General features: G+C 58.8%; 11 protein-coding genes. 4 read left to right on the top strand and 7 right to left on the bottom strand.

The window, feature by feature from the left end:
- Window position 1: 1 nt before the first annotated feature.
- Together secD and yajC are read right to left on the bottom strand one after the other, a co-directional pair.
- Window positions 2-1,663 carry a protein translocase subunit SecD gene (gene secD / locus ACTG4M_RS09715; protein WP_439123451.1) on the bottom strand — a complete coding sequence of 554 codons (1,662 nt, stop codon included), beginning with the start codon at window positions 1,661-1,663 and terminating at the stop codon, window positions 2-4.
- A gap of 30 nt (window positions 1,664-1,693) precedes the next feature.
- A complete protein-coding gene (gene yajC, locus ACTG4M_RS09710; RefSeq protein ID WP_439123450.1) occupies window positions 1,694-1,981 on the bottom strand; it encodes a preprotein translocase subunit YajC in 288 nt (95 codons plus the stop codon).
- 107 nt (window positions 1,982-2,088) lie between these two features.
- Here yajC and ACTG4M_RS09705 point away from each other — a divergent pair, with 107 nt between their 5' ends.
- From ACTG4M_RS09705 to ACTG4M_RS09695, 3 genes are all read left to right on the top strand, one after another.
- Window positions 2,089-2,859 carry a trypsin-like serine peptidase gene (locus tag ACTG4M_RS09705; RefSeq protein ID WP_439123481.1) on the top strand — a complete coding sequence of 257 codons (771 nt, stop codon included), beginning with the start codon at window positions 2,089-2,091 and terminating at the stop codon, window positions 2,857-2,859.
- Between the two features lie 72 nt (window positions 2,860-2,931).
- On the top strand, window positions 2,932-4,224 hold the full coding sequence (serS, locus tag ACTG4M_RS09700) for a serine--tRNA ligase (RefSeq protein WP_439123449.1): 1,293 nt from the start codon (window positions 2,932-2,934) through the stop codon (window positions 4,222-4,224).
- 2 nt (window positions 4,225-4,226) lie between these two features.
- The gene (locus tag ACTG4M_RS09695; protein WP_439123448.1) at window positions 4,227-4,928 is read left to right on the top strand and encodes a hypothetical protein; all 702 of its coding nucleotides are present in this window, start codon (window positions 4,227-4,229) and stop codon (window positions 4,926-4,928) included.
- Between the two features lie 61 nt (window positions 4,929-4,989).
- On the opposite strand, the gene ACTG4M_RS09690 is transcribed toward ACTG4M_RS09695, so the two are convergent.
- Complete coding sequence (locus ACTG4M_RS09690; protein WP_439123447.1) at window positions 4,990-5,862, bottom strand: NAD(P)-dependent oxidoreductase; 873 nt, start codon at window positions 5,860-5,862, stop codon at window positions 4,990-4,992.
- Between the two features lie 145 nt (window positions 5,863-6,007).
- On the opposite strand from ACTG4M_RS09690, the gene ACTG4M_RS09685 reads away from it, so the two are divergent.
- A complete protein-coding gene (locus tag ACTG4M_RS09685) occupies window positions 6,008-8,473 on the top strand; it encodes a penicillin acylase family protein (RefSeq protein WP_439123480.1) in 2,466 nt (821 codons plus the stop codon).
- Window positions 8,474-8,600: 127 nt separating this feature from the next.
- Here ACTG4M_RS09685 and hflX read toward each other — a convergent pair whose 3' ends face one another.
- From hflX to ACTG4M_RS09665, 4 genes are all read right to left on the bottom strand, one after another.
- The gene (hflX, locus tag ACTG4M_RS09680; protein WP_439123479.1) at window positions 8,601-9,854 is read right to left on the bottom strand and encodes a GTPase HflX; all 1,254 of its coding nucleotides are present in this window, start codon (window positions 9,852-9,854) and stop codon (window positions 8,601-8,603) included.
- Between the two features lie 17 nt (window positions 9,855-9,871).
- Window positions 9,872-10,111, bottom strand: a complete 240-nt coding sequence (hfq, locus tag ACTG4M_RS09675; RefSeq protein WP_085629992.1) for an RNA chaperone Hfq — start codon at window positions 10,109-10,111, stop codon at window positions 9,872-9,874.
- Between the two features lie 123 nt (window positions 10,112-10,234).
- Window positions 10,235-11,749, bottom strand: a complete 1,515-nt coding sequence (locus ACTG4M_RS09670) for a potassium transporter TrkG (protein ID WP_439123446.1) — start codon at window positions 11,747-11,749, stop codon at window positions 10,235-10,237.
- Between the two features lie 4 nt (window positions 11,750-11,753).
- A partial coding sequence (locus ACTG4M_RS09665) for a TrkA C-terminal domain-containing protein (protein ID WP_439123478.1) occupies window positions 11,754-11,913 on the bottom strand: 160 nt, incomplete at its 5' end.

Below are 11,913 nucleotides of genomic sequence, written 5' to 3'. Positions count from 1 at the left end.
ATCAGACCTCTATCGTCTTGGGGCGACGGCGTTCGAACCACATCACGATCAGAAGCCGGGTGACAAAGATGGCGGTAAAGACGGATGTCATAATACCAAGCCCCAGCGTGATTGCGAAACCGCGCACCGGACCCGAGCCCATGACGAACAGGATTACCGCCGTGATGAAGGTGGTGATGTTGGCGTCCAGAATGGCCGACAGCGCCTTTTCATAACCAAGTTCTATCGCGCGTGCCGGGCCTTTGGCAGTTTTTAACTCTTCGCGGATCCGCTCAAAAATCAGCACATTGGCATCGACGGCCATCCCGACCGTTAGAACGATTCCCGCAATTCCGGGCAGGGTAAGCGTCGCGCCGATCAAACTGAGCAAACCAAAGATCAGGCCGATATTGATGATCAATGCCACGTTGGCAAAAAGACCGAACAAACCATAGCTCAACCCCATGAAGATCAAAACGGCTGCAAAAGCGACCATCGTCGCGATCCGGCCTGCATCAATGCTGTCTTGACCAAGCTCTGGTCCGATGGTCCGCTCTTCCAAAAAGTCCAACCCGGCAGGCAAGGCCCCTGCCCTCAGCAGCACTGCAAGCTGGGTGCTTTCCTCAACCGAAAAGCTGCCAGTGATGATGCCAGACCCGCCCGGGATATGGCTTTGAATCACCGGAGCGCTGATCACCTCGTCATCCAGAACGATGGCAAAGGGATTGCCAATATTGGCTGCTGTATAATCACCGAATTTTCGAGCACCCGTCGGATTGAACCGAAAGTTCACGGCCGGACGACCATTCTGGTCAAACGCGGGCTGCGCATCGACCAGTTCGTCGCCAGTGACCACCGGTGCCTGTTCAAGCGTATAGTAGACACCGCTTTCATCGAGTGAAGGCAAAATTTCGTTGCCGACACCCGGGCTGGCGTTGGCATCATCGGTACGGCCCAGCACAGGCTGGAATGTCAGCTGCGCGGTGGTGCCGATGATCTCTTTCAACTCAGCCGCCGACCCGATGCCTGGCACCTGAATAAGGATACGGTCGCTGCCCTGACGCTGGATTGTCGGTTCACGCGTGCCAACCTCGTCGATACGACGACGAATGATCTCTAGGCTTTGCTGCATCGTGCGTTCGTCAGTGGCGATTTGTTCCGCCTCCGAAAGGGTCACGATGATGTCAGAGCCGTCTGCCTGCACTTCAAGATCGTTGCTCAGCGCCCCAGTGACAGAAACGACAGGCTGCGCCAATCCACGTACCAGTTCAAGCGCACGGGCCATGTTTTCGGGCTGCGAGATGCGGACGCGCAATTCACCGGGGTCAGACGGCTGCAACCGGATTGTGCCAACGGTGTCGCGCTCGGGCCGGAGCACATCACGTACTTCGGGCCAGAGCGCTTCTAGTCGCGCCTCATAGACGTTCTGAACCTGAACTTCGGCCAGCAAATGGGCCCCACCGCGCAGGTCGAGCCCAAGATTGACCAAGCCAGATGGCAGGATTGACGGCCAGCTTGCGCTTTGCTCGATCAGTTCAGGGGTTTCGCCCGACAGCTCGATCGCGGCAACCGCATCGTTATGTTGTTCGACGCGTGGATAAAACAGGTTGGGCAACGCCAGCGCCAGACCCACCGCCACGGTGGTCCAGATCAACAGGCGCTTCCAGAGATCGATCTGAAGCATGAGCGAACGGTCCGATGCGGGCTAAGAAAATCAGGTATTGGCGGGTTCGGTCTTGGACATGACTTGTGCGACAGTGTTTTGCACCACGCGCACCTTCACGCCATCTGCAATCTCAACATCCAGCTCATTGTTCTCTTTGACCTTTGCGACCTTACCAATCAACCCGCCCTGGGTGACCACAACGTCGCCCCGACGCAGGCCCTCGACCATTTTCTGATGCTCTTTCATCTTTTTCTGCTGCGGACGGATCAGCAGGAAATACATGATCGCAAAGATCAGAATTAGCGGGACGAACTGGGCAATTGCGTTGCCTTCCATGAGCGTGCTCCTTGAAGATGGCGGGGCACCCCCCGCATGATCTAACCGTAAATTTGCGCGGAACCTATGTTGCCGTGTCATGCTTTGCAAGGCGGGTTCGGTTGCCTGTGACACCAGTGACCCAAGGGCTGGAACGCGGTACGTCGCTTTTCCAAAAACCATCGCGGTTTCGTGTGCCAATCCTTGTGGCGGCACGTGATTTCGGACTTAGTCTACATATGATGCGACTGTTGATGACGTTTCTTCTGATCTTGCTGGCACAAGCCACTTTGGCCGAAGACCTGCCTGTCCTTCCGGCAAAGGAACACGCAGCATGGCAAGCCGTCGGCCGCGTCAATGCCGCCGGATACCGAAAACGTGAAATGTGTACCGGCACACTGATCGCCGCAGATACGGTTCTAACGGCCGCTCATTGTGTATCGGGCATTGATGGGCTTGGACCGCTTCCCAAAGAGATGACGTTTGTTGCCGGATGGCTGCGCGGCACCGCCGTCGACAGCATCGCGGGTGCCTCAATCTGGGTGCATCCGCTGGCATATGCCGAAGGGACGCTTGACGTGCGCTACGATGTGGCACTTCTCACACTTGAGCGACCTTCAACCGTTGCCCCCCTGCCCATATCCAACACCGCACCCACAGCACCTTACGGAATCGTGGCCTATTCAACGCGGCGCCCGCATATGCTCAGCGCAGGTTTTTCCTGCGACGGACAAGTAATCTCGGATTTGCTGCGCCTGGACTGCGCCGTCATTCCCGGTAATTCCGGCGGACCTGTGCTGATCCAGTCGGGCGACCAATGGGAGGTTGCAGCCGTGATCAGCGCGATGGGGCAGACCGGCGCACTTGCGGTCCCCGTGTCGCGCCTGACGCAGCCTTGACCCCCTACCAAAGCGCAAAATTCCGGTGCATAAGGCCGCCCATCACCATTGCGAGTCAGAAGGACCAGACCCATGCATGACATCCGAGCCATCCGCGAGAACCCCGCTGCGTTCGACGCAGCCTTGTCGCGTCGTGGGTTGGAGCCGGTCTCGTCCGAGGTTCTACGCATCGACGAAGCCCGCCGCGCCGCCATTCTTGAAGCCGAAACAGCTCAGGCCGATCAGAACAAAGCCGCCAAGGAGATTGGCAAGGCCAAGGCCGCTGGCGATGAAGCCGCGTTTCAGAAACTGCGCGACGAAGTTGCCGCCAAAAAACAAGCCGTGGCCGACATGCAGGCCCGTGCCAAGGAATTGGACGACACCCTGCAGACCCTGCTCGTGGGCCTGCCAAACCTCCCTTTTGAAGATGTTCCCGAAGGCGCAGACGAAGCCGACAACGTTGAAATGCATCGCTGGGGCACGCCGAGGGACTTCGACTTTCAGCCCAAGGAACATTTTGACATCACCGGTGTTCAGCCGGGTATGGACTTTGAAACCGCAGCCAAACTTTCTGGCTCGCGCTTTGTCGTGATGTCCGGTGCCGTGGCCCGTGTGCATCGTGCACTGGCCCAATTCATGTTGGACACGCATATCACCGAAAACGGGCTGACCGAGACATGGACCCCGGTTCTTGTTCGCGACGACATGATGTACGGCACGGGCCAGTTGCCGAAATTTGGCGAGGACAGCTACCAAACCACCAATGGTTGGTGGCTCGTCCCCACGGCCGAAGTGCCACTGACCAATATCGTCAACGGCGAAACCTTGGACGAAGACTATCTGCCTCGCCGCTATGTCGCACACACACAGTGCTTTCGCTCTGAAGCGGGCAGCGCCGGGCGAGACACCGCGGGCATGCTGCGCCAGCACCAGTTCGAAAAGGTCGAAATGGTGTCGATCACCCATCCCGATCACAGCCGTGATGAGCTGGATCGCATGACCGGCTGTGCGCAGGGTATCCTTGAACGGTTGAACCTGCCCTACCGCACCGTCGTTCTGTGCACCGGTGACATGGGCTTCGGCGCGCGACGCACCCATGACATCGAAGTGTGGCTGCCCGGCCAAAACACCTATCGAGAAATCAGCTCGGTCTCGGTCTGCGGGGACTTTCAGGCTCGTCGCATGAACGCCCGCTTCAAACCCGCAGGCGGCGGCAAGCCCGATTTTGTTCACACCCTAAACGGCTCTGGTCTTGCTGTTGGGCGCTGCCTGATTGCGGTCCTAGAAAACGGACAAGAGGCCGACGGTTCCGTAACGTTGCCAGAAGCCTTGCACCCATGGCTAGGCGGCAAAACACGGATTTCCGCACAAGGAGCGATGGAATAGGCATGACACGGCTTTGGGCAGGACTGGTTCTTCTCGCTGCACTCGTTTTTGCGGCCTCTCCGTGGTTCACTCAAGGGTTCAACGGGTTTGAACCTGATCAATTCCCGGTGCCGCAGAACGACCCACCTGTGCAGCCCGCTGGCTATGCCTTTTCGATCTGGGGCCTGATCTATCTCTGGATCATTATCGGCGCAGGCTTTGGCCTGTTAAAGCGCAGCGACGATCCCGATTGGGAACCGATGCGCCCGCCGCTTGTCCTCAGCCTCGCCATCGGCGCCACGTGGTTGCCTGTGGCCAACGTGTCACCCGTCATCGCGACAATTCTGATCTGGGCGATGTTGATCAGCGCATTTGTCAGCCTATTCCGTGTCGGAGACACAGACCGCTGGCTGCAACAAGCCCCGGTGGCGATCTACGCCGGATGGCTGACCGCAGCTTCATCGGTCTCGATCGGGCTATTGCTGGGCGGGTATGGCATTCTGAGCGGCACATGGTCTGCCATTGTGGCTTTGTCGATTGGTCTGGTGATTGCGCTTGTTGCACAGTACCGCCTGCACCGCGCCCCGGAATACGGCGTGACGGTGATTTGGGCTCTGATCGGTGTCATCGTGGCCAACACCGGGCCGCTGAACATAGCCGTAGTCGGGCTTTGCGTCATTGGCATAATCGCTATTCTGGCGCTGCGCGGCACCGATACCGAGTAATGTAATCCACGTATCTGTTGATGGAAACAGGCGGATGCGCCAACGCATCCGCCACGCGATCTCATCCCATCGCACGCAGGCGCTTGATCAGGCTTGAGGTATCCCAACGTCCACCGTCCAGCTTTTGCACATCTTTGTAAAACTGATCGACCAACGCCGTGACTGGCAAAGATGCACCGATTTCGTCACTGGTATCAAGGCAGATACCCAGGTCCTTGCGCATCCAGTCCACCGCAAAACCGTGCTCGAATTTGTCATCAATCATGGTCTCATAGCGGTTCGACATCTGCCATGATCCTGCAGCCCCTTGGCTGATCACCTCGACCACCGCACGACCATCAAGGCCCGCTTTTTCCGCGAAATGCAGCGCCTCGCTCAGGCCCTGCACAAGACCGGCGATGGCGATCTGGTTGCACATTTTGGTCATCTGGCCTGCGCCACTTTCACCGATCAACCGGCAAATTCGGGCATAAGCATCAATCACGGGCTCGGCTGCATCAAACGCCGCCTGATCCGCGCCACACATCACGGACAGCACGCCATTTTCGGCTCCGGCTTGACCACCTGAAATGGGAGCATCGACAAAGGCCACACCTTTGGCTGCTGCCGCGTCGTACAATTCCTTTGTGACTTTGGCTGAAACTGTTGTGTGATCGACAAAGATGCTGCCTTCAACCATCCCGGCAAATGCTCCATCGTCGCCAAGACACACCCCACGCAAATCGTCATCGTTCCCAACACAGGACATGACAAAATCGCAACCAGCCGCCGCCTCGCGCGGGGTCGAAGCATGGGCACCGCCATGTTCACCAACCCATTTTTCCGCCTTCGCTTTCGTCCGATTATAGACCGTCACATCATGGCCCGCTTTGACCAAATGCCCCGCCATCGGGTAGCCCATAACCCCCAAACCCAAGAATGCCACCTTCGCCATGTCGCGCGCTCCCTATCTTCTGTGGTAATTTTCTGCTGCCTTTACCTGACGCCGCGCCGCCCCCTTGGCAAGGGCTTGCGTGTTCGGTAGGGCCGTCGCAAGTTTCCGCAGGTGGCGGAAATAGAGTGTGAAAGGTACATTTGACGTGGCGCTGATCTTTCGAGCATTGGTTTGGCTGACCACGGCTTTTCTCATACTGACGACGATTGGTGTGGTGACCGTCTACTACCTCGCCTCGCGGTCTTTGCCCGACTACGAAAAAACCATTCCAGTGTCCGGTCTTACGGCTGATGTCGAAATCCTGCGTGACAACTCGGGCGTGCCGCACATCTTTCCGGCGTCGGACCGTGATGCATTCTACGCCTTGGGCTATGCTCACGCCCAAGACCGCTTGTGGCAAATGACGTTGCTGCGTCGCACCGCACAGGGCCGCCTGTCAGAACTGTTTGGCGCGCGCACGGTTGAGACGGACAAGTTGCTGCGCCGTCTGGCGCTTTATCCGCGCGCGGTGCAGTCGGTCGAAGCGCAAGACCCCCGCACCCGCGACGCGCTTGACGCCTATGCCGCCGGGGTGAATGCCCGCATCAGCGAGATCAACCGCGACAGCCTTGGGCGTGGCGCACCGGAATTCTTCGTGTTCAACGCGCCCCTCGCCCCCTGGCAGCCAGCGGATTCGGTGGCCTTGGTCAAGCTGATGGCGCTGCAGCTCTCCAGCCACCTCAAAGAAGAGGTGCTACGCGCTCGCACATCGCTGCTCTTGCCAGATGAAAACCGTTTGGCTGATATCCTGCCCGACATCCCCGGCCCCGGCGTCGCAGCCCTGCCCGAATACGCACAGCTTGTCCCCGGAGTTGGGGATGCGACCCAGTTCGCGCAACATGGCCCCGACCCGCTGTTCTGGCCCGTCGCTCCACGCGGGCTGGCGGGCGCATCAAACGCATGGGCGGCAGACGCAACCCGGTCGGCCACCGGATCGACGCTGATGGCCAATGACCCGCACCTGCAATTCACCGCACCGGCGACATGGTATCTGGCCCGTATGCAACTGTCCTCAGGTGGCGTGATCGGCGCGACGATCCCTGGCATTCCGGCAATCATGGCGGGCCGGTCAGACGCCATCGCTTGGGGGCTGACATCGTCTTACCTCGACGATCAGGACATCTTCATAGAAGAGCTGAACCCCAACAACCGAGAGCAATATCGCACACCAGACGGTTACAACGACTTCATCACCCGCCGGTCGATCATCGAGATCGCGGACGCCGATCCCGTTACCCTGACACTGCGCTGGACCGACAACGGCCCCGTCCTGCCCAGTACTCAGTTCGACCTTGGCGCGATCACCCCGCCCGGCCATGTCACAGCCCTGTCCTGGACCGCGCTCAGCCCGCAGGACACGTCGATGTCGGCCGCCATCGGCCTCATGCATGCCCAGTCCGTCGACGAGGCGCTCGATGTTTCAAAGGCCTATGTTGCGCCGTCCCAAAACCTGACGGTAATCGACGGCGACACCATCGCGATGAAACTGGTCGGTGCCATGCCGCGCCGCGATGCAACACATCAAAGTCAGGGCCGTATGCCATCTTTGGGCTGGCGCGCCGAGAACCGTTGGCAAGGAGTGTTCCCGGACGAGTCCAACCCGGTTTTCCGGAATCCAACGGGTGGCATTGTCGGCAACACCAACAACAAGATCGTTGACCGCCCCTTCCCGCTGCATGTCAGTTTTGATTGGGGCGACAGCCAACGCGTGATGCGCTGGCAAGGCCTGATGCAGGGCCGCGAAGTGCACACTCGCGACAGCTTTATCGAAGCGCAACTCGATACCGTTTCAATCACAGCCCGCGCGCTGCTGCCACTTATTGGAGCAGATCTTTGGTTCACCGGCGAAGCCGCACCCGAAGGCACACCCGAGCGTTTACGCCAACGCGCACTGGACCTGTTGGCCAACTGGAACGGCGAGATGAATGAACATCTTCCCGAACCACTGATCTATTCGGCATGGTTGCGCGCGCTTCAGGACCGCCTGATCCGCGACGATCTTGGCCCACTGGCGTCCGAATTCATCCGCGTTGAGCCGCTCTTTATCGAACGTGTCTACCGCGACGTGGACGGAGCCAGTGCATGGTGTGACGTGATCAGATCCGCCGCCGAGGAAACCTGCACCGACATTTCGCGACTGGCGCTCGACGATGCGCTGGTCTGGATTTCCGAAACCTACGGCACCGCTCTGGAATCCCTGCGTTGGGGAGATGCGCATCAGGCCACTCATGATCACCCAGTTTTGGGCGAGGTTCCGATCCTGCGGTATTTCGTGAACATCCGCCAAAGCACGTCAGGAGGCGATCATACGCTGATGCGCGGACGCGGAACAGGCGTCGGCCCCAACCCTTTCCTGAACGTCCATGGTGCCGCCTATCGAGGAGTTTACGACTTTGCCGATCCCGACAGTTCGGTTTTCATCTTATCGACGGGCCAGTCCGGCCATTTCCTGTCGCGTCATTACGACGATCTGGGCACTCTCTGGCGACGGGGTGAATACATCCCGATGTCGCTAGATGCCGATCTTGCGCGTGCGGCCTCGGTGGGTGTGACGCGGTTGGTCCGCGAATAGCGGGTTTCGAATGGCCTTCTGCCAAACGACAAAATTGCGCGGCTGGCGTCCATGGGCTCTGCCCCGGTCGCCAAGGGCAACTCAATCGAAGTTTGTTGGGCACAAAGAAACGAGGCCGGTGTCGCGTTTAAAGCGTCTCGAATTGCCGGGCATCCTTGGCCAACCAGCGTACACGCACTGTATAGCCGCTCTCATCTTGCGTTTCGTCTTCAACCAGCGCCTTATCAAACAGCCACGCCCGTTTACGGCCTTCGTCAAAGCCCAAATGCAACGTTTCTTCGCGGCGATCACCTTCGAGGATGCGGTTGACGGCCTCTAGAAGCGGCCCAAGCCCGACACCGGTCAATGCCGAGGTTGCAAATACCGCATCGTCACGGTCTGCACGGGCATATGCAGCATCACGCGACTCCGTGTCCATCGCGTCGGTCTTGTTCCAGACCTCAAGCAGCGGCGTGGTGTCCGTCACCCCGAGCGAGTTCAGAATGTCACGGACATCCTGCGCCTGTTCCTCGGTCGCTGCGTGGCTGATGTCACGTACATGCAGGATCAGATCGGCGGCCAACACCTCTTCCAGCGTAGCGCGGAAAGCGGCAACGAGTTCGGTCGGCAAGTCGCTGATAAAGCCCACAGTATCGGACAAGATCACATCTGGCCCATCAGGCAATTTCACTGACCGCATTGTCGGATCAAGCGTGGCAAAGAGCATGTCTTTGGCCATCACGTCTGCCCCGGTCAGCCGGTTGAACAACGTCGATTTTCCAGCGTTTGTATAGCCGACAAGCGCCACGATTGGATAAGGCACCTTGGCCCGCGCCGCACGATGCAAACTGCGGGTTTTGACCACCTTGTCGAGCTGACGACGCAGGTTTACAAGCTGGTCGTCAATCGCCCGGCGGTCCGCCTCGATCTGGGTTTCACCCGGTCCCCCAACAAAGCCCAAACCACCACGCTGACGTTCAAGGTGCGTCCAGGCTCGCACCAGTCGTGTGCGCTGATAGCTGAGCGCGGCCATCTCGACCTGCAGCACACCTTCGCGGGTCGCTGCCCGATCGCTAAAAATTTCAAGGATCAGCCCGGTACGATCCAACAGCTTGACGCCCCACGCCTTTTCAAGATTGCGCTGCTGTACGGGCGTGACTGGACCGTCGACAAGAACCAGTTCAACCTCTTGTTCCTTGAACAGAGTCTCAAGCTCTTTGATTTTGCCGGACCCGAACAATGCGCCGGGATGCGGTTTGGGCAGGCGCACAACCGTGCTTCCCGTGACGTCAAGCCCCGGCAAGGCAGCCGCCAAAGCGACCGCTTCTGCCAAAGCGGGTTCGGCGGCCCGGCGAGACCGGTCACTGGTGATGTCAGGATGCAGGACCCACGCCGGGGTCACATGCGCTTTGTGTTCTTTCAATTGTCGCCTTCGCCGTCATACAGATTGATCGGCTGTGCGGGCATAATGGTCGAAATGGCGTGCTTGTAGACAAGCTGCGATTGGCCATCCCGACGCAAAAGCACACAGAAATTGTCGAACCACGTGATCACGCCCTGCAATTTGACGCCGTTGATCAAGAAAACAGTCACGGGCACCTTCGTCTTGCGGACGTGATTCAAAAATGCGTCCTGAAGGTTCTGCTTATCGGATGCCATAAAATATGCCTTTATTCTTGCTTTTGTCGCGCCGACAGTCGTGAATTTGAGGCCACTATGTCTTGGCACAGTTGTGAATTCCAGTGGAAAAACAAGGAATTTTGGCAAGTGTGCGGGTATGGCTCAATCGCGCCAAAGATCTGGGGTCAAAATCACCACAAGTGCGAGCATCTCTAAACGCCCCATAATCATCGCAATCGACGCAATGACTTTGGGCCCCGGTCCGAGTTCAATCAGGTTCAAACGACCAGCTTGCACCACTTCAACCAAAGGCCCACAATTCGACAGGCTGGCCACGGCAAGAACCAGTGATTGCTCGAAGGGAATGCTAAACGCAGCAAAGGCCACCGTCGTGGCTGCCAGCGTGATCGCGAAAATCATGAAGAACACCCACGCAATGAACGCCCCTTCGCGCCGCGTGCGCCGCGACACAAGGCCAGACCGCCCGACGGATGACGGATGCACCAACCGGTCCACCTCGCGCATGCCGTTCATGGTAAGTGCAAAGACCCGCATCAGCTTGACCCCACCTGCGGTCGTTGCCACGCCGCCGCCAATCAGTGCCAGGCCCATCAGGATCAATCCGGGGGTTTCCAGCCCCGACCACGCCTGCGCATCCACCCAATCCACACTGGCATAGCCATGTGTGGTCAGAAACGACAGCACGGTAAACGCAGCCCCCCAGAACGCCCGTACAGCTGCGATAACGTTGTTCTGATCGCCGATATCAAGCGCTGCCACGAAGTGCCGAAGCACAAGTAAGGTCGGCACCGTCAAGACAATCGCCAACCCCACACGGAACTCGGGATCGTAAAACAGACCGGCCTTTTGGGCTGCGCTGGTATCTTGCGAAAACGTCACCCGCGACAGCGCGAACAGCAGGAACACTGCCATGATCGCCTCACCCGCGATGCCGCTGTTGGCCCCTTCCGGTCCACCGACCGGAGAGATCCCCGATGTGGACATTACGCTCATCGCATGGGTCAAAGCAACAAACGGCGTGTCGCCTGCAACCAGCAGCAAAACCCACAACGCCAATGTGAGCAGCGCATAGGCAGGCACCAGCACTGCTGCACTGCGGGCCAGTCGGCTCGCCGGGTTGGCTGTGTCGCGCCGCGCAGCGCCAGCCACCACGTCCTGCCCGGGTTCGCCCAGTGACGTTACCTCGAATCCACCAAGGTTCAATGGCGCAAGAATTGCTGCCGCGGCCACCCACATGAGCAAACCACCCATCCAGCCCACCTGCGCGCGCCACAGGTGTTCGGCCATCGACAGGCGTTCGGACGGGAACAGTGGCAATCCAGTGGTCGATAGACTCGACACCATTTCAAGATACGCGTTCAGAAATGTTGTGGTCTGCACAGCCTCGTAGAACGGCACCGCCAGCACAGCGGGCAGGATCAGAAAGCTGCCCAGCAACGCCATCAATTGCCGGATTGCATTGCGATTGTGCGGTCGGTTGGCCAACGCAAACCCGATCAACGCACAGATGATCAGCCCCACAAGGCCCGAGTAAAAAAACGATCGTGCGTCCTGATGCGCCTCAACCCACAGCGCCACGATCGCAGGAACAATCATCGACACCGACGCCAGCCCCGTCAGAAGCAGCAACAATGGCAGGCGATACAAAAGCCGCATCGGATCAGAAAAAGTCGATCGACACCTGAAGCAGGCGTTCGACCTCTGGCACATCCTTGGCCAGCGTAAAGAGCACGACCTGATCGCCTTCTTCGATGACCATCGCCCCGGTTGGGCGCTTGACCTTGCCCGCCTTACGCACGGCCCCCACGATCACCCCTTCC

This window comes from Marivita sp. (genome assembly GCF_965656765.1).
GTDB lineage: Bacteria > Pseudomonadota > Alphaproteobacteria > Rhodobacterales > Rhodobacteraceae > Marivita.
Note: the sequence above shows the minus strand (reverse complement) of the source record. Positions and strands in the feature narration are given on the sequence as shown.

Excerpts from the sequence above, each read along its gene's own strand:
- secD (WP_439123451.1), bottom strand. The coding sequence starts at position 1,663 with ATGCTTCAGATCGATCTCTGGAAGCGCCTGTTGATCTGGACCACCGTG.
- yajC (WP_439123450.1), bottom strand. The coding sequence starts at position 1,981 with ATGGAAGGCAACGCAATTGCCCAGTTCGTCCCGCTAATTCTGATCTTT.
- serS (WP_439123449.1), top strand. The coding sequence starts at position 2,932 with ATGCATGACATCCGAGCCATCCGCGAGAACCCCGCTGCGTTCGACGCA.
- ACTG4M_RS09695 (WP_439123448.1), top strand. The coding sequence starts at position 4,227 with ATGACACGGCTTTGGGCAGGACTGGTTCTTCTCGCTGCACTCGTTTTT.
- ACTG4M_RS09690 (WP_439123447.1), bottom strand. The coding sequence starts at position 5,862 with ATGGCGAAGGTGGCATTCTTGGGTTTGGGGGTTATGGGCTACCCGATG.
- hfq (WP_085629992.1), bottom strand. The coding sequence starts at position 10,111 with ATGGCATCCGATAAGCAGAACCTTCAGGACGCATTTTTGAATCACGTC.
- ACTG4M_RS09670 (WP_439123446.1), bottom strand. The coding sequence starts at position 11,749 with ATGCGGCTTTTGTATCGCCTGCCATTGTTGCTGCTTCTGACGGGGCTG.